General features: G+C 31.7%; 30 protein-coding genes, 1 pseudogene and 1 riboswitch. All 31 genes and pseudogenes read right to left on the reverse strand.

Features of this window, described 5'->3' with window-relative positions; all coding sequences use genetic code 11:
- Window positions 1–175 precede the first annotated feature (175 nt).
- A riboswitch (glycine riboswitch) is annotated at window positions 176–268 on the reverse strand.
- 141 nt (window positions 269–409) lie between these two features.
- A complete protein-coding gene (locus tag MWJ95_RS09655; protein WP_249073596.1) occupies window positions 410–928 on the reverse strand; it encodes a shikimate kinase in 519 nt (172 codons plus the stop codon).
- A gap of 19 nt (window positions 929–947) precedes the next feature.
- Window positions 948–1148: a hypothetical protein gene (locus MWJ95_RS09660; RefSeq protein WP_249073595.1), complete on the reverse strand. Its 201-nt coding sequence runs from the start codon at window positions 1146–1148 to the stop codon at window positions 948–950.
- Window positions 1126–1551, reverse strand: coding sequence for a competence type IV pilus minor pilin ComGF (gene comGF, locus MWJ95_RS09665; RefSeq protein WP_249073594.1), 426 nt, complete (start codon window positions 1549–1551; stop codon window positions 1126–1128). The genes MWJ95_RS09660 and comGF overlap by 23 nt, the downstream gene beginning before the upstream one ends.
- Entirely contained in the window at window positions 1544–1861 is a 318-nt protein-coding gene (locus MWJ95_RS09670; RefSeq protein ID WP_249073593.1) for a type II secretion system protein, read from the reverse strand. Before MWJ95_RS09670 ends, comGF begins: the two co-directional genes overlap by 8 nt.
- Window positions 1854–2294, reverse strand: a complete 441-nt coding sequence (gene comGD, locus MWJ95_RS09675) for a competence type IV pilus minor pilin ComGD (protein WP_249073592.1) — start codon at window positions 2292–2294, stop codon at window positions 1854–1856. The genes MWJ95_RS09670 and comGD overlap by 8 nt, the downstream gene beginning before the upstream one ends.
- Window positions 2294–2482, reverse strand: coding sequence for a competence type IV pilus major pilin ComGC (locus tag MWJ95_RS09680; protein ID WP_249105211.1), 189 nt, complete (start codon window positions 2480–2482; stop codon window positions 2294–2296). The genes comGD and MWJ95_RS09680 overlap by 1 nt, the downstream gene beginning before the upstream one ends.
- 44 nt (window positions 2483–2526) lie before the next feature.
- Window positions 2527–4170: a recombinase family protein gene (locus MWJ95_RS09685; RefSeq protein ID WP_249105213.1), complete on the reverse strand. Its 1644-nt coding sequence runs from the start codon at window positions 4168–4170 to the stop codon at window positions 2527–2529.
- A 120-nt stretch (window positions 4171–4290) separates the two neighbouring features.
- Complete coding sequence (locus MWJ95_RS09690) at window positions 4291–4803, reverse strand: dihydrofolate reductase (RefSeq protein ID WP_249105215.1); 513 nt, start codon at window positions 4801–4803, stop codon at window positions 4291–4293.
- A 136-nt stretch (window positions 4804–4939) separates the two neighbouring features.
- Entirely contained in the window at window positions 4940–5245 is a 306-nt protein-coding gene (locus MWJ95_RS09695; RefSeq protein WP_249105217.1) for a hypothetical protein, read from the reverse strand.
- A 31-nt stretch (window positions 5246–5276) separates the two neighbouring features.
- Window positions 5277–6140 (reverse strand): thymidylate synthase, encoded by an 864-nt coding sequence (locus MWJ95_RS09700; RefSeq protein WP_249105219.1) that lies wholly within the window; start codon window positions 6138–6140, stop codon window positions 5277–5279.
- 71 nt (window positions 6141–6211) lie between these two features.
- Window positions 6212–6514, reverse strand: a complete 303-nt coding sequence (locus MWJ95_RS09705) for a hypothetical protein (protein WP_249105221.1) — start codon at window positions 6512–6514, stop codon at window positions 6212–6214.
- 1 nt (window position 6515) lies between these two features.
- Window positions 6516–6644 (reverse strand): hypothetical protein, encoded by a 129-nt coding sequence (locus MWJ95_RS24455; protein WP_283175737.1) that lies wholly within the window; start codon window positions 6642–6644, stop codon window positions 6516–6518.
- Window positions 6645–6678: 34 nt separating this feature from the next.
- Window positions 6679–7092 carry a hypothetical protein gene (locus MWJ95_RS09710; RefSeq protein WP_249105223.1) on the reverse strand — a complete coding sequence of 138 codons (414 nt, stop codon included), beginning with the start codon at window positions 7090–7092 and terminating at the stop codon, window positions 6679–6681.
- A gap of 61 nt (window positions 7093–7153) precedes the next feature.
- Complete coding sequence (locus MWJ95_RS09715) at window positions 7154–8818, reverse strand: zinc-ribbon domain-containing protein (protein WP_249105224.1); 1665 nt, start codon at window positions 8816–8818, stop codon at window positions 7154–7156.
- Between the two features lie 222 nt (window positions 8819–9040).
- Window positions 9041–9478 (reverse strand): dUTP diphosphatase, encoded by a 438-nt coding sequence (locus MWJ95_RS09720; protein ID WP_249105226.1) that lies wholly within the window; start codon window positions 9476–9478, stop codon window positions 9041–9043.
- Window positions 9479–9539: 61 nt separating this feature from the next.
- Window positions 9540–9776: a glutaredoxin family protein gene (locus MWJ95_RS09725; protein ID WP_249105227.1), complete on the reverse strand. Its 237-nt coding sequence runs from the start codon at window positions 9774–9776 to the stop codon at window positions 9540–9542.
- A gap of 13 nt (window positions 9777–9789) precedes the next feature.
- Window positions 9790–11178: pseudogene (locus MWJ95_RS09730) on the reverse strand (glycyl radical enzyme family protein); the annotation flags it as partial.
- Between the two features lie 171 nt (window positions 11179–11349).
- Complete coding sequence (locus tag MWJ95_RS09735) at window positions 11350–12090, reverse strand: NUMOD3 domain-containing DNA-binding protein (protein ID WP_249105229.1); 741 nt, start codon at window positions 12088–12090, stop codon at window positions 11350–11352.
- Between the two features lie 111 nt (window positions 12091–12201).
- Complete coding sequence (locus tag MWJ95_RS09740; protein WP_481817347.1) at window positions 12202–13131, reverse strand: glycyl radical enzyme family protein; 930 nt, start codon at window positions 13129–13131, stop codon at window positions 12202–12204.
- 53 nt (window positions 13132–13184) lie between these two features.
- Complete coding sequence (locus MWJ95_RS09745) at window positions 13185–13688, reverse strand: hypothetical protein (RefSeq protein ID WP_249105231.1); 504 nt, start codon at window positions 13686–13688, stop codon at window positions 13185–13187.
- Window positions 13689–13930: 242 nt separating this feature from the next.
- Window positions 13931–14689 carry a 3D domain-containing protein gene (locus MWJ95_RS09750; protein ID WP_249105233.1) on the reverse strand — a complete coding sequence of 253 codons (759 nt, stop codon included), beginning with the start codon at window positions 14687–14689 and terminating at the stop codon, window positions 13931–13933.
- A gap of 127 nt (window positions 14690–14816) precedes the next feature.
- Window positions 14817–15251, reverse strand: coding sequence for a hypothetical protein (locus MWJ95_RS09755; RefSeq protein WP_249105234.1), 435 nt, complete (start codon window positions 15249–15251; stop codon window positions 14817–14819).
- 49 nt (window positions 15252–15300) lie between these two features.
- The gene (locus MWJ95_RS09760) at window positions 15301–15945 is read right to left on the reverse strand and encodes a hypothetical protein (RefSeq protein WP_249105236.1); all 645 of its coding nucleotides are present in this window, start codon (window positions 15943–15945) and stop codon (window positions 15301–15303) included.
- Window positions 15946–15998: 53 nt separating this feature from the next.
- Window positions 15999–16625: a Bax inhibitor-1/YccA family protein gene (locus MWJ95_RS09765; protein WP_249105238.1), complete on the reverse strand. Its 627-nt coding sequence runs from the start codon at window positions 16623–16625 to the stop codon at window positions 15999–16001.
- Window positions 16626–16666: 41 nt separating this feature from the next.
- Entirely contained in the window at window positions 16667–16951 is a 285-nt protein-coding gene (locus MWJ95_RS09770) for a hypothetical protein (RefSeq protein WP_249105239.1), read from the reverse strand.
- A 40-nt stretch (window positions 16952–16991) separates the two neighbouring features.
- Window positions 16992–17459 carry a hypothetical protein gene (locus MWJ95_RS09775; RefSeq protein WP_249105241.1) on the reverse strand — a complete coding sequence of 156 codons (468 nt, stop codon included), beginning with the start codon at window positions 17457–17459 and terminating at the stop codon, window positions 16992–16994.
- An 11-nt stretch (window positions 17460–17470) separates the two neighbouring features.
- The gene (locus MWJ95_RS09780; RefSeq protein ID WP_249105243.1) at window positions 17471–17680 is read right to left on the reverse strand and encodes a hypothetical protein; all 210 of its coding nucleotides are present in this window, start codon (window positions 17678–17680) and stop codon (window positions 17471–17473) included.
- A 44-nt stretch (window positions 17681–17724) separates the two neighbouring features.
- Window positions 17725–18108 (reverse strand): hypothetical protein, encoded by a 384-nt coding sequence (locus MWJ95_RS09785; protein ID WP_249105246.1) that lies wholly within the window; start codon window positions 18106–18108, stop codon window positions 17725–17727.
- 36 nt (window positions 18109–18144) lie between these two features.
- Window positions 18145–18360: a hypothetical protein gene (locus MWJ95_RS09790; protein ID WP_249074027.1), complete on the reverse strand. Its 216-nt coding sequence runs from the start codon at window positions 18358–18360 to the stop codon at window positions 18145–18147.
- Window positions 18361–18376: 16 nt separating this feature from the next.
- Window positions 18377–18829, reverse strand: a complete 453-nt coding sequence (locus MWJ95_RS09795; protein WP_249074026.1) for a YopX family protein — start codon at window positions 18827–18829, stop codon at window positions 18377–18379.
- Window positions 18830–18921: 92 nt separating this feature from the next.
- Window positions 18922–19155 carry a hypothetical protein gene (locus MWJ95_RS09800; RefSeq protein ID WP_249074025.1) on the reverse strand — a complete coding sequence of 78 codons (234 nt, stop codon included), beginning with the start codon at window positions 19153–19155 and terminating at the stop codon, window positions 18922–18924.
- Window positions 19156–19210: the final 55 nt, after the last annotated feature.

Raw genomic sequence — 19210 nt, forward strand, 5'->3', positions numbered from 1 at the left:
AAACCATCAACTATAGGTAAGACATTTTGACACAAAAAAAAGACAGACGAACCCCTTTTCGGGATTCTCTGTCCTTAAACCTGAAAGTTACACCAGACTGGCTCGCATACCTTCAATGCCAATCAGCCGGCTTTCCCCTTTGGTGGCTGTTGTACCACAGCTCTCTCCAGAGTTGCGTCTTATACGAGTCCTTTTACCTGAGAGATTCATAACATTTTGCTATTTGCTCCTTCGGTGACGTCTACACGTGCTCTCCCCGTACAATCATCCGCCCAAGATTCATCTTGGTACTATTTAGTATTCAATGAACATTTAGTTACTTATTTGTCTATATCCTAACATTAATCACATTGAAAAGGCAATCATTTTTTAAATTATAATAAAACACGAACATTCTTTTTACACAAATCTACAATAGTTCGCCTTTTAACCTTTTAACTTGGAATACTAAATACTCAAGAATTTGACGGATTGTTCTACCCTCTGTTAAAACTTGTATATGTCCTGCCTCACGATAGAACTTTCTTCTGTAATGATACAGCTTCTCTAGCTCCTCTTTCGTTGAACTCTGTACAATTGGCCTGTTTGGATCATGCTGTATTCGTTTGTAAATATCTTCGAATGTCGCATCTAAGAAAAATACGAGTCCACTGCGTCTCATTATTTTTCGATTTTCAGCATTCACCGCAACTCCACCACCAGTTGAAATAATACAGGCTTCGTCTCGGAATTTTTTCAAAAATTCTGTTTCTATTTCTCGAAAACGTGCTTCTCCGTACTTTTCAAATATCTGTGGAATTGTCATACCTTGCTGCCTAACAATTTCACGATCCATATCATAATATGGCATCTTTAACAAATAGCTTAAACGTCTTCCTAACGCACTTTTTCCGCAGCCCATAAAGCCAACTAAATATATTTTTCGCATTCGAATCACCTTCTTATAACTACGATTCTACACTGTCTGACAAAATTTGTCCTAATAAATTTATCGTAGCTCGAACATTCAGCTTTTCTATGCCATCATATGTTCGAAACTGAACCTCATAAGACGTACAATACGTAAGAACAAAAGTAGTTACAAAAAATAATAATGCAATTGCGATTAAAAAAATAGCCCCTCTGTCATTTTTCATTAACTGGAACATAGAAAGACCGCTCCTTTTTAATACCACTCGGAAGTTCAACCGCTACTGTTACCATATCTTCTTCATATATGAACCGGCATTGATTAATACCAATCAGCATAGGTACATGACCACCATTTACTTGATCACGAATAATATTGCTATAACAATCAATATTATGGATAGTATCTGCAGTCTGAAAGGTTATTCTCTTTTGATCATTTCGAATCGTAAATGATGAAAGATCATTGAAATACAAATTCAAATCATAAACAAAAAGCTCCCACTTTGACTGTTCATCAGATAATACCGTTGTTTTCATTTCAGCAAACCATAGCATAATGAACACAGCAAGATGGGCAATAAGCACATAAACAACTAATTGAAACAACGCTTCTAATAATGTATAGCCTCGCTCATTCATCGACTTCTCCTGTCTGTTGTATACATTTTTTGCGTAATTCTCGCGTATTTTGAAAACTAACACATATCCCTTGTTCGTTCATAAACCATCGAAAATTGACATTCTCAATAGTTTTAGTTCCTTCCGTTTGCTGTAAATAGCGGTATTGCTTTAAACCTTCATAGGCGGTTTCAGCTGCAATTACCTCTAACTTCTTGTTGTAAAGAGTCGTTTTCATAGTGTAACTAATAGGTATTAATGTCATGCATAATAACATAACAATGACTACTGATAAAATCGTTTCTACAAATGAAAAACCAGATTCATTCAACTCTCGATCTCCCTCGTCCTAATGTAATGACAACTTTTTTTATACCTTGGGGTGTTTTAAAGCTAAGAGTCCCTGGAGTAATGACGTTTCCATTAAAGTTGTATATAATCGTGTTAATCGAACTCGAAGAAGGCAAGAACTCAACCCCTTTCGGAAAAGATCGTTCAAATAATTCTGTAAAAATATCCTTCTTAATGATGTATCTGTTTGATGAACTCTCAAACTTTATCGAAATATAATCCCTTTGGTCCATACTATAAGTTTGGATATATTGTATATCTAATTGAATTTGTGTAAAAAACTGCTCAAGCTCCCTATTTTCCGCTGCTTTTGCCGAATACCTTACGACAATTGCTGACAAACACATAACAATAAACAATACAATTAATATTTCGATAAGCGTGTAACCACGCTCACTTTTTATATCATCCATCAGTTACCAGAACCGGAATCAGAAGGGGCCTTCGCCAATCGAACCTCGCCATCATTTGTTATCATAATCTCTTCTTTATTAGGGCAGGTCGTTTCATCCTTCTTTAAATAGCCTTTTGTTACTAAATCATTAATAGTTGGATAAGCCATATAATCTACTCGATAAGCCTCTACTTGCCCCTGTACCATAGAAATATACGCTTTAAAAAACATCCTATGTATTTAAATAAATCTTATCGTTCAAAACAATAAGGCATATGAACATTAGTTTGACACGGCATTACGAATTCAGTTCCTTCTACTAGTTTGTTGAATGCGTCAAATTCTTCTTGGTAAGCTATTCTATTAAGAATTATTTCAACATTAGTTGAACCTACATATATACTGTGCAACATGTCAATCTTGTCTTCAAAAGAATAATCCTTCTTTCCATATAACTGTTTTATCAACTGTTTTTTCTTTTTAATTTGCAGCAACAAATCATCAAACTCTTTATTATTTATATCTTCCTTCTGTTTGATTAATTTGGTTAAGTTTAACTTGTTCTCTTCCATTATTTTATTTAACTCTATTTCCATTTCGGGAGAAGCCGTTATGAACTTTCTTGTAATTACACTTATTTCATTTTCTAAATTATTTATCTTATTATCTAATTCCCCCTCAATTGATCCCATTCTTAATTTTACAATATCAATCCTTTCAATTAATGCTTCAACAAATCTTTCAGCAAATGTATCTGTCTGTTTTATCTCACATTGATTTATAAAATTCACTAATGTGTTATAAGCTATACCCTTACAATCACATTCTGTTTTAGTGTATTTTCTTCTTGTATAACACATGTACATCACCTTTTTCTTTTCCCCTGAGTGTCTTACAAACCTACTATTACACTGCTCACAAAATATTTTTTCATAAAATATATCATCTTTACCTACCTTTTTTCCAAGTAGAGATTTTTCATTTGTTCTTTCCTTTTTTATTTTTTGTAATTCATCAAACTGTTTTTTAGTGACTATTGCAGGTATAACATTAAATAACTGTATTTTATTACTTTCTTCGGCTTTTTTAAAATGAATGTCGGTCACATCATCTTTAGCCCACTTTTGAACAATAGGTGAGCCATAATAAGCCTCATTACTTATTATTCTGTGAATTTTATCATTAGACCATTTTCTTCCTAGTTGAGTAGGAATACCATTTGAATTCAAAATATTACTAATTGTATGACCACCATCGATACTGTACCTGTCATATATAAATCTGACAACCTTCGCCTGTTCTTCATCAATCACTATCTCTTTATTACCACTAGTATTTAATACTCTTTTATATCCATAAGGAAGCCTTGAAGGAGTATACTTTCCTTGTTGAGCTAAATGGCGTTTACTAAATTTAATGCGTTGACTTGTATTATGTGATTCATTTTCTGCTATTGTAAATAGTAATTCAAGACGCATTTTATAGTCTTTATCAGAGGTATCAAATCCTGCGTTTACAAAATAAACAACAATTCCATTATTTTTTAACTCTTTTATAACTTGCATTGCTTCACTACTGTTACGTCCAAATCTAAATATGTCTTTACATATTATATAATTAAATTTCGGCGACCTATCATTGTTTATTATAAAATCATCTGTTGATTTGTCGTTACGTTTTGAAAAATCAATACCTGCATCATAAAGCATAGAAATAAAACCTTTTCGTTTCCTTATACGTGTACCACTAGCTTTATCACTATAAGTACCAATAATTTCAATATTTTTTGATTTGCAAATAACCTCCAATGCCTGCTCTTGTATTTCTAAGGATGATTTTTGTTCGTCTTTTGTTGTAGAAACTCGAACGTATAAGACTCCTTTGTTTTTATCCATAATTACCTCCTAAAACATATTTTAATTAATAAAATACATAATATAATTATAACTAAAAATCCGTTAGTTGTCTAATTTAAATAACAAAATAAAAAAGAGAGCAAAATGCCCTCTAACAATTTATATCTTTCTTACATAATCAATAAATTCAAATTTCAACCCATCTTCTTCATGTTCTTCTTTATGCATTTCTTTAAAATGTTGTTTTACTTTTTCGTAAGGAAAGAATGTATCACCCTTTTTATTATCATGTATGTATGTAATATAAACATTATCGGCATATGGTAATGTTTGTTCATACAATGAATTCCCACCGCAAATCCATAAGTCTTTGTCTTGGCTTCCACTATGCAAATAATGATTTAACACTTTGTCAAATGAAGATTCAACAATTACACCTTTTGGAGCTTTATAATTCTTATTTGAAGTTAAAACTACATTCAAACGCTTATCAAGTGGACTTGGTAACTCTTCAAATGTTCTTTTACCCATCAAGCAAATATTAGGATGTACATTGTTACCAATCGTAAGTTTTCGAAAACGTTGAAGATCCTTTTTAACTCTATACAGTAATTGCCCATTCTTTCCTATAGAGTTTTCTTCGTTAATTGCAGCAATGATGTTGATTCCCATGTATTCCTCCAGTTTAAATTTGACTCAATTTGATGCGTAGTTGTAATATCAAGATGTGACGACTAAACCGAATTTTCCTGATTCACAACAAAGTCACATACATGAGTGAATGTCCTTTATTGGTATTTCACTCTTTTCATTTAACCTTCTTGGCATGAATGATTTTCTTGTTATCGTATACAGTAACTACTTCCCATCCATCAGATTCTAATTGTTCTACATCACTGTAATTTTTGTAATTGTAGTAAATATGTTTTTCTTTTGTTGAAAATGAAGATACTAATATTGCAAAAACTAATATTCCTATACCTATGTAAATATTTATTTTGGAAAAAGCATAATCTTTAAAATAAACACTCAATGGGATTATTATCATTAGCAATAAAACTGCCACTACAACTGTCCATAAGTAAGGATTAGCTATCCATTCTTTAATTATCAATTGATACTCCTTCCTTTTTTTGTTTGTATGATCACACTGCTAATTCAAATTTAAGCTGTGGTAAAATTGGGTTATAGTCAATCAACTCAAAATCCTTTTCTGAGATGTCATAAAAATTAGTACCGTCAGGGACATTTAGAACTAACTTAGGTTGAGATTGAACCTTTCTAGATTTCAATTCTTTTACTCGCTTCAACATTTCTATAGCATTATCAGAGTGCTTATCGTATACATGGAGGTTTTGAGTTAGCATATTAAACTTCCCAACTTTCATTGAAGTGTGTTTAGCTATCATCATTTGAAACGCTAAATATTGCATCCTATTTATGTGTCCTGCTGTTAGGTAATCACTGCTACGAGATGTTAATGTCATATCTAAGTAGAAATCCTCTTTTACTTTTCTTACTGTAAACATAGTACTGTAGCAGCATGGGTTCAAACCATCCGATTCCTTAAAATCCTCATTCTGCCACATGGATAAGATATGTCTACGACCAAACTTGTTATTCATTAAACCTTCTAATAAATTATTCATTAAGTCATATTTCTTTACAGTTGCACCATATCGAACACCTATTGAATCGTCTCCGATATCAAATTCATCCCACCAGTTAATATTGTAATTGTCACGGAGTAGCTTCAAATCGTTACTTTGATCTTTATAAATCCATTCAATTTCTCTAATGGCACTCTTAATTGCAATTGGACGCAATTCTGTAATAGGAGTCTCACCTTTTGAAATATCATATGTTTCAAATACTGGACTGATAAATGCGCTATATGCAGGAGTTCCATCTTTCCATTTAGGTCTAGGATTATCGTCCATACATCCTTCATTAGCCAATCTAGTTAAGTTTTCAATCAGATACTTTTCTGCTTTATTTAATTCTGTCAACCTAATCTCACCTCTACGTATAAAAGTAATGAGAGTAGAAATTAATCCACCCTCATATAAAGTTATGTATTTTATTTATTAAAAAGTTTCTTCATTGCCTTTTTGAACTTACCATTTTTCTTCTTTTTAGGAGCTTCTTTTACTAACTCAGGTTCGATCAATTCAACTTTCTCTTCTTTAACTTGAACTGGTTCTGCAGTAATTACTACCTCTTCAACTTTTTCATTAAATTTCACAAATTTGTTATTGAATCGTTCTACACCAGTACCATAGAAGTCTTCAGCAGAAATTACACCATTTCCATTATATTGAGGTACAAATGGTGCTCCATTTTGTTTAGCTTCTAATTTACGTTCTTTACGTGATTTCATCATCTTAGTTAGTCTCCTTTTTACCTGTGATATGACCTTTAAAGCTTGCATTACCATATTCATCAATTCTAATTGTTTCATTACCTTCTGAATCATAAGCCACAAATACCTTATTGTTAATGTTGTTTTTCATTAATTCATTCTCCTTTATTTATGTATTTGTTTATTTAAAACAACTGATTAAACTTGCCATTTTTATATTCTTGATACTTATAGTTTTCATATCCACTATCTGCTGTTTGTAAAAGTCCTAATTCCATAGATAGCATTTCTGGACACAGTGAATTCTCAATAAATTCAGCATCGAAACCATGATAAATAATGTAATCGCTAGTCGTACCTTCTTGAGTAGACCAATCAATAATTAAGTTACGATTAGTATTCAATACTTTTGTTAAATAATCATATCGTTCACCACTAATTCCATTTACAATATCCTCAACATCACAATCTCCATATGATGAGAATAAGAATAAATTATTATTTACTTCATCGTAAAATAAACTTTTCTTTACACTTAATCCAAAACGTTCATATTCATTATTTACTCCATTTAAATTAACGTAATTCAATTCTTCCAAATCAATCATCTCCTATTTTATAATATTTTAATTTTATGTAATTAACCATTTATTATATGTATTACGCTAATTGTTTTTGTTCTTTTATGTATTTTTCATAGTCTTTTTTATACATCCATTTAAAGCCATATGCTGATTTACATCTACCTGTACAAGAAGATGAGATAGGCTTATTACTTACTTCGAGCTTCCTACTAGCTTCAGTTGCACTAATCCACTCTTCGATATAATTGTTATTCAAATCCAATTGTACAACTGCCTTACTTCGATTCTTACCAGACAAACTACTAGCTAATCGTCTTACTTCATTGACATTGTAATCACACCAATTTAATTCAGCTCCTTGCTTTAAATATTTTCTAATCGTAGTACGACTCAACTTCATTCTTTCACCAATTTCAATAACATTTCTCATACCACTATTCCATAAATCGCAAGCTATTTTAACAAACGATCCTAATGACTTACTATGTATATCCTCCCAATCTATTTTACTTAAATTAAATAATTCATTCATCTTGCTATTCAGAATAGAGTTCTTAATCCAATCTAATTCGCTATTTCTACAATCAATTACGATATAATGTATAACATCATTTTTTAATGCTAAGCTCTTTTTATATCGATCATTTTCTTGTTCTTCCTGAAGAGTACGTCCACCAACAGCTTCAAACCCTCCTTTCTCGTAATGCTGACCACCATGAGTTTCTATGATGCAACTTAGATTATCTAAATAAAAATCATATCTTTTACTGTTAGACCAACTTAAAGTAGTATCATATTCAAAATTAATACGTAATTGTTTTAACAAATTCATCATAAACTTTTCTGGATATTTAATTCCATCGGAACACTTAGGGCATGATAATCCATAACGTTTTATACTATAAATATCCTTATTTTTAATTATTTCACCGCAATCAGAACATCTCCAATCTACTTTCTCACTGCTCCCTTCAGTATATTTATATCCATTTTCGGGACTAAGAAGCAAAAATCCTAATTCTGGATTAGTTGTCCAAATATCATTGAAACCTTTAAGGGCTTTTGGATTTTCTGCACAATAAGGACAGTTCGTACCATTCTCTTTATTTCTATTCGAAATAATAGCATCCCATTCATGACCACAAGTACCTAACCACCAAACCTTCTCATTTGATTTTGGTAAAATATTAAATGGCGACTTGTCACCATTCTTTGTCGGATGCCACTCAGACGCTAGTTTTGGATTAACTGAGGCTAAACATGTTTCATTCGTTGCACTTCTGCTAGAACAGTATGGGCAACTTGCACCATTATTTCTACTAGATACTACCGCATCCCATTCATGCCCGAATTCACACAACCACCATATCTTAGAGTTCTTATTACAAGTTATGTCATGTGGACTCAGATCACCATTCTTAGTTGGATGCCATTGAGAAGCTAATTGAGGATTTAACGAAGCGAGTGAGTTAGTATAATTAACGCGTAATCCTCTACAGTATGGACAATTTTGACCATTCACTCTATCTTTAATAATGATGTCATAATTACTATTACATTTCAGACAAATCCACCAAGCTTTCTTATGCATTCCTTTTGTTACCTCACAAATGTCCAATCCTAACTCACTATTCTTCTCAAAGTCCCATTCATCAAATAGCTCTGGTCTAACTTTTAACATTGCATTGTCTTTCAACTCAATACTCTTATCAAACTTAGGTCTTACATATGTATTACACACATCATTTCCTCCTCGTCAGGAGGGTAGCTACCACTTCATACTGCACAGTCATCCTTTTATTATCATTTTTCATTATGTATTTTATATATTAAAATAATCACCTTTATTCACTTTTCAATAATATCCATGTTTTATTGAAAGTTATGTATTAACCATATGATATAAACGTCATTTTTCTAACAAATATATCATATGGTTATCTTGTTTTTAATTTACTTTACATCAATTCATTCCGCTAGATCCAAATCCACCACGACTTACTTCATCTAAGAATTCTGTTTCTAAAATTTCTGTTTCTCCCATAGATTTAATGATACGGAATTGACAAATACGATCATTTTTATTAATGATAGTGTCTCGCATAGCTAATGCAGGCATTTTCCATTCATCATTTTCACCTGAATATGAATTATCGATAACGCCTTTACTGTTTGTTTGAATGATTCCCCAGTTCTTATAAGTTGATGAACGTGGTAGCACATGAGCTTCATAACCTTCTGGAAGCTTCATTCCCACTCCTAAAGGAATTAATGCTGATTCAAATTGTTTCAATTCAATAGTTTCTGCTGCACGTAAATCAATCCAATCGCCTTTTGAAATCTTCTCCAGTTTATCAATTTCCTTATCGAAATATTTAACCTTGATTTGTAGTTTACTCATAATACAAATTCTCCTCTATGTTATAAAATTAAGGGCTACAATTAAGTAACCCTATTTAGTTTTAAAGCTTCTGAATCAATTGATGAAGTTTAGGTATATCATAACCATGAACACGCTGTATTTCTTTTTCTCCATCAAAAAGTATAGTTACAGGAGTACCCATAATTCCGTATTTACCTGTGATTGATTCATCTTGAGTAATGTTTAGATAATCATAAAATACACCCTCAGCATCCAATAAGTTTTTTACATGCTTACAAGGATTACATCCATCTTGACTAATTAATTTAATTTCCAAAATATCTCCTCCATTAGCGTACAGGACAAACTCCTGTATCACAACTTTCCATTGTAGTTAAATCTGATTCGGTTTCTCGTTTCTCTAGTTGATGCAATAAGTCAACATCAAATGGTTTCATCGTTGATCGCAGTTCTTCATATTGTTCTTTTGTAATTGCTTCATAAGGCGCTAATTGATATGTACCACCATCTAATTGTAAGAATGATACTCCTACAAAGTCATCCCATTTATCCCATACAATTTGTTCTACTTCCTCCCATTCTTCAGGACGAACTGTAATTGTATTAGATGAATTGTGTTCTGTGTAGTGTTCTTGGAAGTTAAAGTACGTTTCAAATTGACGTTTAGCTGATACGTCCTCTTTAGTTTCCAACGCTCCTGATTCAATAGGGAAATCAATTACCCATGTATTTGCATTGGCTAATCGCTCTTCTTTTGTCTCTCCTACTGTTCCTACTTCTGCATTTACATTCCATCCTAATTGTAATGCTACTTGAGCCAACGGATCATTAGAGTTAATACGAATACGACGAATATAATAAGGTGAATGCGACCAATGTAAACCGCTAGACACACCACCTGCAACTTGAGAAAGAGTACCTTCAGGCTTAACTGCTGTGACTAATAATGGTGCTACAGTTCTTAAAGTCTTAGAATACAAATCAGCCTCTGTACGTGCTACATCACTTAATAATTTCATTAGGCTTTGTTCTTCTTCTACACTATAATCAATCATCGCCATCGCATCTTTCCATCCAGTTAAAGAGCAGCCAAGTAGACCGTCACGTTTCTGTGTTCTATTCCAATGTTCTAGTTCTAATTTTGCTAATGTCATACGTAGTCCTGATCGAGCTGATAACTTTTGAGCTTCTTTTAATGAGGAAACATCTAACCAATACTGACCATCTTCTAACTTATGTACAAATGCTTTAACGTTAACAGTAGTTAAGTTGCATACGTTATATGAATATAAAATGATTTCGACACAAGGGTTTAATCCAATGAGTGCCATAGTCTCTTCTAAAAGTTTTTTACTAGGATTATCAATCCCTTGTGCTTTTAATACTCTTCGTGCTGCTGTCTCTAAATTTACAAAACAAGGTTCCCCTTCGCCTTGTAACATTAAAAATTGTAAAGCGTGTTGTTCACGAGTAGGCTTTTTAGTAAATGCCACGCTATTATTTGACATTCTACGATGATTTAAATTAAATCGACCATGACCAATTTCACTAATGTCATCAAACCACTTAGGTTTAATTCCTAGCTTTTCTAATTGCTCTCCTACTTTTTTATGATGTTCTAACTGAGATTCAGTCCAAACTCCATTGATTCCGTATTTAGCCATTAAACACTCTGTATCGTCTACGTCAAAGAGGAAAATTTCTGCAGTTCTTCTTACCCATCAGTTCAAGTAAAATCGCTACACTTTACTCCGTATTTGATTATCTCTCGACAATTTCTCATACTGCTTACAGTCACCTGTAAGAGCAGACTATATCTTAACTTGATTTATTCAAGCTCTCCCTGTTTCCACCGCCAATCGCTTGCGATGTACTCTACTCACTTCCATCTAGTCAGATGTGCTTTCGATAGTCGTTACACCTTCATGTAATTTATTCACTCTTTCGATTAATGTACCTTCATATATGTCATTTTTTGACTTCTTCTTATAATGAATTAATCCACCATCTTGAACCCTCATAAAGGCTATTCCAAATTTCTTTTCGCATTGTTTGAAAGTAAGATATTCAATCTCATTGTCTTGGTAAGTAGCTTTATACATCTTAGAATTAGGATGATCGAATCCTGTGCGTCCAAACATAGGATTGTCTTTTCCTTTAAAGCCTTTGCCATACATTGGATTATCATCTCCGAATCTAGCTCCTTTGCCCTTTCTACTGTTAGAGATTTTAAACTTAGTTTCTTCTGAGTGAGTTTTGCCATAAAATCCGTTGCTTTCTCCAAAAAGTTGAACTCCATACATACCATTCTTCTTTCCTGTTGGAGGGTTTATTCTGTTTGGATTCATATCTCCAGTAGAGAAACCGGTTCCACCATATGTGAAATTACATCTAGCTTTACCCATAGACTTCATTTCTACAATTCTCTCTATTTCTAAGGAGCAAGCTTCTTCGTTTGATAAATATTGATAAACTACTCTCACTGCACATTTATATTTGTTATAGATACTTTTAAAATATCTATTGCGATTATGAGTTTCAAATCTTCTATTTCCAGTTCCTTTGCCGACATAAAATACTTCAAGAGTGTCCACTATAAACCATTCATAGACATATAATTTATTACTCATTCACATCACCTCAAAATTATTTGGCGAATGAATTACATGCTTGGCTCGGTATTGTCTCATTGAGAGTTTCACCGAATTTAAGGAGTGTTTTTTAATTGGAGGCATAAGCTATTAATTCTTAAGTTTACCACCAATAACTACATTTGCTCCTATTAAATTCGCAATATCTAAAATGTGAATAGGTCTAACTTGACCATAACCTTTCTCATCAACTTCAATTGGTGCTAAATGCTCGTCGATTTTATTTTTAAACACCTTCTCAATTCCAATAAACATCTCTTTAAGTGACTCGTGTCCTGAAGCTGTTCCACCAAATGTTTTTAGTCGTTCTCCTTTTGGTCTAATCGAGTTGTAACTAATTTTAACAGTATGTATATGTTCTTTTTCTGGATTAGTTAAGATATCTAGATATTCAGTTAAAGATGAAACCCATCCCTCTTTACTATCTCCCACGTAGATCTTAGCGAATCCGTTATCAAAGAAGGTTACTTTTGTATGTTCTAATCGCTGATGCATTTCAACAGGTTCATATTCAGAATGAAGCAATGTAGTATTAATTCTGATTTTATCCATCTGAGAAGCCATTTTCTTGGTTGATTTTAGACCTACTCCTGTTCCCACCATCAATAAGTAAAAACAATCACCCAAATCTTTCCAATTAGTAATATTTAAGAATGAACAGTTGAAGTTACCAAGTACAAAGTTTTTATTAACTTTCTCGTTAGCTCCACCAACCCAGAGAGTACGACCTGATAAAAATTGTTTTGTTTCATACATGTTCTTGAATAATTGATTAGCTTCTTTACGCATATCCTTCAAGTCTGGACTATATCCTAGATTACTTAAATGATCGTATGATAGATTCATATTGTAGTTAACAGCTCGTTTACATGTTTCATGCCAGAACTCTCTTCGTTTTTCTTGGTCTAACCAACGTGAATAAGTTCGATAATAAACAAATTCTCCTAGTTCATTCATCGGTTTTGGATTTTCTTGAAATACCTCGTTTGCATACTTGTCTGTGATAAATTCGATTGCCAAAAAATCTCCTCTTTCCATATGTATAATTTATTTAACTTATGTATTTATCAATATTAATAATGTAATAAAATTTGTTCAACAATTTCCTTAGTAGTCATTTTACCAGTATTAAATTTCACTACTTCTAAATGTTTAATTTTATGTATTGCTTCTTCATATTTACGTTTAGCATACTTTAACTTTTCTAATGAAACATAATCATCACCACGACTATTGAAACGTTCCTCTAAAACTTCATCATCTGCATACAAGTAAATGATTGTTGCTTTATCCTTCATTTCACGCTCTATGTATCTACGTTGATCATCAGATAACATTGCGAAGTCATCATACATTGGCGAATACACTTCATTGCAGATATGGAACCTATCAAATATAACTGCATCCATCTTAGTGAACTCTAAAAACTTATCAAATAACTCTTCTTGTGTACATTTACTGTGTTCGAAACTTGATCCCTTCACTACTTTAAATTCTGTAATGTCTGAAAGCATATCCACTAAACTTGTCTTTCCACTACAATCTGTACCAATCACAATATAATTTATAATTACCACCGCAATCTTTATGTATTTTGATAATTTTGTTTAACTACATCCAATTCATTCACCTAACTCTCGTTTAAGGTATTGCTCAAATGTAATTCCTTCACTTTCTAACACATTGTTATTAACAAATTTAGAACCATAATACTCTAGTTGTGAATCGCTGATGCTCATGATCTCAACTCCTTTACTTGTTTATAATAAAATTATATCATTTAATTTTATTTATTCAAGCATTTTATGTATTTTATTATTTAATTTTTATTAGGAACTTTTAAAACTCTAATTTGAACATTATGTCGTCCTAATTTATTTGCCTCTTGCTCGGAAGAAACTAGTACATCAACTTTATTACCCTTTATAGCACCACCTGTGTCATATGCAATAGCTCTAAAGGTTTCATATGGCGTTTTAACTTCTACAATTGTACCTAACTTAATTACTCTTGGATCAGTAGCAATAATACGTAATCCATTATAGTAAATTGTATTCGATACATTATAACCTGTCGCTGTAGTACCTGTGCAGCCTTCTGGACAGTACGCAGTATAATATGAAGCATTAAAGGTCATCCAATTGCTGCTCACGCTTTCATTGCTACCTCTACTAACACTTTGTCGCTGCTTCTTGCTTTCATTTGCTTGTGCTATTCTAACTTGTTCAGCTTTTTTAGCTTCAGCTAGCTTTCTTTCCCTTTCGATCCTAGCCAATCTCTCTTGTTTAAGGTTAGCCTGTCTTTCATTTTCTAATTTCTCTAAGCGTTGACGTTCTAATTCTTCTAATCTTTTTCTCTCCTCTTCTTTCAATCGCTCATACTCAGTTTGGATATTCTTAAATGATGACTCAACCTGATAACCAATCGAGTTCTTTTTGATATCTTCTATAGTGTACTTTTGGACATCTTTATCATCTACTTTATTATTCTCTTTAATAGCTATTGATGTGAATGTACACCAAGCTAATGTACAAGTGATGATTGTAGGAACAGTCAAAGATTTAGTGAATTTATTCATGTGTGCGCTTATTATCTACAAATGTATCTCATTCGAATCTCAAAAGACAATGTGTAATTGTGCGATTCTCTTGCAGAAATAAACTCCCTCCATTCTAATTTTATGTATTTTGTTTATCTAATATGTATTACTTTACTTTGTCATGAAGTGTAATATGATGTACGTTATCGATAATCTTAGATGAAATAACGTATCCGCTCTTTAACAATATATTCTGAGTATTTTCAGCATCATATTCATCATTAATTTCTAAAGTAAACATACCTAGTTCGTTTTCAATTGCTTGCTCCATAGTGTTATAGCATACTTTATTATCCTCAGTTTTAATTACATCACCATTTTCAGCTAATTCAAATCCATTTTCAAAGAGTTGTTTTGCAAATAATCTTGCGTACTCATTATCTGATCCGAAAATAATCTTTGATGGTGAATCTGACTTGAATCGTGAAAACAGTTCTTCTGTAATATTTTCATAATATGTATAGTACTTTACAGATACATTTCTAATTTCTACTTTCACATTCGACATATCGTCTGAAGTTAAGACGGTCATTATTGTCATATAAGCACTCCTTCTTTATGTATATTCTTAAATAATATATGGTTTTTAATTAAACTGTGCAACCGAGTGTAGAGTATGTTTTTCGATAGCTTTCTTTGATTTTCTGTAATAATCGAACATTAATATCTAATGCTTTATACTCACTATTAGCTAGGCTTTCTTCAATTCTACTCTCCAGAATTCCTTCGATACGAGTTAACTCTTCCCCTTCCTTACTGAACTGAGCAACACCAGAAGGCTTAATACTCTTAATAGTATTTAAAATGTGTTCAATTTCTTTACTAGATGTATCATTGCTCACTTTTGTTAGAAGTTGCAAAGGGATTGATTTAAGGTTAAATTCTTTTTTGACTTTTATAGGATCCGCACTTTCAATATGTGAAATGAAATCACCAATAGTTTTAAACTGATATTCTTTTGGTGATAAATCCTCTGCTAACACTTTTATTACTCCGAACAGTTGCGCTTCTAATAGTGAATTAAATGTATAGTCATAAATCTCATCATAAGCAAATCCATCGTACTTACTATCTTTTAAAACAACTTTAAGTTTAAAGTCTGTGCCAGTTAATTTCGCTTCATATCTATTACTACTGATTTGATGCAATTTGTCACAAGGCACATTTAATTTCACTTGAGCTACTACATCTTCAATTACCTTTGAATTTTCTGCAATTATTAAAATATTTTTCATATTACACTACCATCCTTTTTTAAAATTTATGTATTTTCTATAAAAACTAATACTTAGTCTTCCAATAACTCTTTCAGATAATAAACTAGTCGTAATGCCTCTAAAATCAAATTCACTAAATCAAGATATAAATTTAAAGCTGTGATTGGTACTTCATTATCTTCTACTCCTCGTTGTGCAATTTGATTGAAATCATAAATTGTAAAACCTAAGAAGATCATTACTCCTAACCCTGATACAATCACCATAATTAAATTACTAAATCCAATAAAGATTGCAATGAATGAGAAGATTACTAGTCCAATTAAGGCTACAAATAAAATCATTCCCCATCCTTTAAGATCCTTTTGCATCTTGTATCCAAATAGACCTAACAGAGTAAATGTAACTGTACAAGTACCAATAACCAGTACAACTATTTCTAATCCTAATTCACCAACATAAAATCCTATTGAACTGTACAGTGTAATTCCAATTAAAAATGAAACTAGATACGCTAGAATGCTACTTGCCATTTTACTTTTAGCTGTGAACCACATTCCAATCACTAATAGGATTGTAATAATGGCAATTGGTAAGATGTATTGTACTGGAATGAACTGCCCTAAAAACATCCCTACCCCAGTTAATACCCACATTAAACCAAACATCTTTAATACTTTGTCTAAATTTTTATTCAAATAATCCACTCTTATGTATTTTCTTTTATAAAATCAAAATATTATTTAACAACTATACAATCATTATCATTGTCTACTGTTAATAGATTTATTTGTTTACCTCTCACATACCCTGTGAATATTTCAGAAATTATCTTGACCTCTTTAAACCCATATTTCTCAATCATACCTTTCACGATATCATCTTTGTCTATCAAGGAATTTTCTTCACCAACTACTTGATTATACATACCTGCAAATTTGATGTTTTGAAAGTGTTTTTCATGCATCAATATTACCTGATGATAATCATCATAGGTTCCATCTGATATACTGTAGAAATACATGTAATCAATCCTTTCTTAAATAATATTGTCATTTTATTTGCTACTTCTCTATTAACTCTAATTCAAAGTCATCTGATGTAATTGCAAATACATGTGAAAATTCACTAACCTTATCCAAATCAACGTTGATTCCTACCACAGAAGTTAGAATTGATTTATCAATGATAATTTTAAATTCACGTGATACTTCGCCTAGCGCATTATATAATTCACCTTCAGCGATCAACTTGAATTCTTTGAAATTTGTAATTGAGTTAGTCGTTTTAAATTTTATCTTTGTTGTCTTAGGTGCTAATTCTTTTTCAAAATCAGACATAGCGTCATTATCTTTTACTTCTCCAATAGCTTTCATCAACTCAATATCAAAATCAGCAGTTTTAATTGCAAAATATGAATCTTGCTCAGTATGTACTAACGTTCCTTTTGTAGCAGCACCTAATTTCGTGATGAACTTACCTTTATCATCAAACACCTTTAAATCCATTACATTAAATAAATAATTCTTCATTATGTTTCCTCCTACTTCCTTCTAATTGTATTTTTGTACTTAGGTCTACGATTCTCTGTAAGCTTTTCATACTTAGCTTTCCAAGTGTTGATCACACGTTTAAGATGTTTGATCTGTTTATTTTTGTTTACGAGTTGTTTCTTGAGGTGAAAGTTTTCTGCTTCCACCTTTTTATAATATTCCCATACAGTTTGTTCAGTTAATGTTTCCCAATCTTGCATAAGAATCATCTCCAATTATGTATTTGATAATACTAGTCTTTTATTTAATACAGTAAAAACCTTGGTTCATAGAATTCTTCTGATTTATATTCATTTTTCATATTGTAGTCAACCGTTGATGGTATAATTCGATCCATGAAAAATTCAATCCTGTTGTCTTCGCAGAATAATTGTTTATCAATAAATGAGTAATGAACTTTGTATCCTCTAGCTGATTCAGTCATAGGTATTGCAGTTAATGCTACTTCATATCCATCCTTCTCTACAACAACCTCACAATGATTTTTATATCTACGTTCACTTAAAACGTTTTCGTGAGTCTTTAATTTATCGATCAAATTAACAGCTTTTTCAAAATTAATATAATAAACTCCTACTGTAATTGGACGACCTTTTTCTACAATATGTGTATTTACGAAGTTTAACATCCTCTTCATCCCTTTTTTATAATAGTGTGATTTTATTTAGTCATTTTTAGTTTCATAGTGATTTGTCAAAATTACTCCTTTTTCGTTCATTTCTTCATATTCTCCAATTTCAATATCTAAGTCATAATCCATATAATCTTGCTTCAACTTACCTTCTGCTTCTTCGTATGTAGATGCTAATACAATTGAATTTGAATAAATAGTTCCGTTCATAAATGAAATTCTATATACTTTTAGGTCATTCATAGTCATTCCCCCTTTAAGTTGTTTATTTCAGCAATTCTTGGTTTTCATAAACATTACCGACTACTTCTAAATTATTTGTAAAATCTAAAGGTGCATAAATCTCTTCTTTTCGACCTTCTAAATGTTTTTTAGTTTCATATGTAAACCAAGCACCTTTAAAATCGACTACGCCTAATTGTGAAAATCCGTCTCTTTGGTCATAATCTATAATTCCACCACCACTATCTCTGTTTGGGATATGTTCAACTTCTTCCCAAGTACGTACAATATCCCCTCCAAAGATTTTCTTACCATTCTTGTCCTTTACTCCTGTATACTGACATTTTTTATAACGTCTATCAGCGCCTATGGAAACTAAGAAAATAACATTCATTCTTTTATCCATACCTAGTACCTCTCCATTAGGTAAGAGAACAAAATCTTTTATCCATTCTTTATCATACAAATCGAAAACTTTAAAATTAATCTCTCTCATGCTGCCACCTCTCTCTTTTTCACAATTCTCATATTCATTTTATTTTACTAAATATGGTATAAACTCTTTATTTATTGTATTTCTGTGTTTATTTAAGAATTAAAATATAATAAATCATAATTTTCATGTGATACATCAATCCAGTATGTTTCTACTTCATCTTTGTAAATATTAAAATCAGTCAAAGCTTGAAGATAACCCTCTATTCTTTCGTTAATTTTATTATGATAATAGTCGCCACTCATAATTACTTTTTTACTTTCTAAATCAAATAGCGCCCTTTCCTCTTCAAAATCTTCATTTACATAAATAACTAACTTTAACATGCGATCACTCCTATTTTATATTCATTAGATAAAATTTAATTTTTATTTAAACTTT

This window comes from Lysinibacillus sp. Bpr_S20, from assembly GCF_023337835.1.
In the GTDB taxonomy this organism is placed as follows: domain Bacteria; phylum Bacillota; class Bacilli; order Bacillales_A; family Planococcaceae; genus Lysinibacillus.

Excerpts from the sequence above, each read along its gene's own strand:
- MWJ95_RS09655 (WP_249073596.1), bottom strand. The coding sequence starts at position 928 with ATGCGAAAAATATATTTAGTTGGCTTTATGGGCTGCGGAAAAAGTGCG.
- MWJ95_RS09660 (WP_249073595.1), bottom strand. The coding sequence starts at position 1,148 with ATGTTCCAGTTAATGAAAAATGACAGAGGGGCTATTTTTTTAATCGCA.
- comGF (WP_249073594.1), bottom strand. The coding sequence starts at position 1,551 with ATGAATGAGCGAGGCTATACATTATTAGAAGCGTTGTTTCAATTAGTT.
- comGD (WP_249073592.1), bottom strand. The coding sequence starts at position 2,294 with ATGGATGATATAAAAAGTGAGCGTGGTTACACGCTTATCGAAATATTA.
- MWJ95_RS09680 (WP_249105211.1), bottom strand. The coding sequence starts at position 2,482 with ATGGTACAGGGGCAAGTAGAGGCTTATCGAGTAGATTATATGGCTTAT.
- MWJ95_RS09685 (WP_249105213.1), bottom strand. The coding sequence starts at position 4,170 with ATGGATAAAAACAAAGGAGTCTTATACGTTCGAGTTTCTACAACAAAA.
- MWJ95_RS09690 (WP_249105215.1), bottom strand. The coding sequence starts at position 4,803 with ATGGGAATCAACATCATTGCTGCAATTAACGAAGAAAACTCTATAGGA.
- MWJ95_RS09705 (WP_249105221.1), bottom strand. The coding sequence starts at position 6,514 with ATGATGAAATCACGTAAAGAACGTAAATTAGAAGCTAAACAAAATGGA.
- MWJ95_RS24455 (WP_283175737.1), bottom strand. The coding sequence starts at position 6,644 with ATGAAAAACAACATTAACAATAAGGTATTTGTGGCTTATGATTCAGAA.
- MWJ95_RS09720 (WP_249105226.1), bottom strand. The coding sequence starts at position 9,478 with ATGAGTAAACTACAAATCAAGGTTAAATATTTCGATAAGGAAATTGAT.
- MWJ95_RS09735 (WP_249105229.1), bottom strand. The coding sequence starts at position 12,090 with ATGAGTAATAAATTATATGTCTATGAATGGTTTATAGTGGACACTCTT.
- MWJ95_RS09750 (WP_249105233.1), bottom strand. The coding sequence starts at position 14,689 with ATGAATAAATTCACTAAATCTTTGACTGTTCCTACAATCATCACTTGT.
- MWJ95_RS09755 (WP_249105234.1), bottom strand. The coding sequence starts at position 15,251 with ATGACAATAATGACCGTCTTAACTTCAGACGATATGTCGAATGTGAAA.
- MWJ95_RS09760 (WP_249105236.1), bottom strand. The coding sequence starts at position 15,945 with ATGAAAAATATTTTAATAATTGCAGAAAATTCAAAGGTAATTGAAGAT.
- MWJ95_RS09770 (WP_249105239.1), bottom strand. The coding sequence starts at position 16,951 with ATGTATTTCTACAGTATATCAGATGGAACCTATGATGATTATCATCAG.
- MWJ95_RS09775 (WP_249105241.1), bottom strand. The coding sequence starts at position 17,459 with ATGAAGAATTATTTATTTAATGTAATGGATTTAAAGGTGTTTGATGAT.
- MWJ95_RS09780 (WP_249105243.1), bottom strand. The coding sequence starts at position 17,680 with ATGCAAGATTGGGAAACATTAACTGAACAAACTGTATGGGAATATTAT.
- MWJ95_RS09785 (WP_249105246.1), bottom strand. The coding sequence starts at position 18,108 with ATGTTAAACTTCGTAAATACACATATTGTAGAAAAAGGTCGTCCAATT.
- MWJ95_RS09790 (WP_249074027.1), bottom strand. The coding sequence starts at position 18,360 with ATGACTATGAATGACCTAAAAGTATATAGAATTTCATTTATGAACGGA.
- MWJ95_RS09795 (WP_249074026.1), bottom strand. The coding sequence starts at position 18,829 with ATGAGAGAGATTAATTTTAAAGTTTTCGATTTGTATGATAAAGAATGG.
- MWJ95_RS09800 (WP_249074025.1), bottom strand. The coding sequence starts at position 19,155 with ATGTTAAAGTTAGTTATTTATGTAAATGAAGATTTTGAAGAGGAAAGG.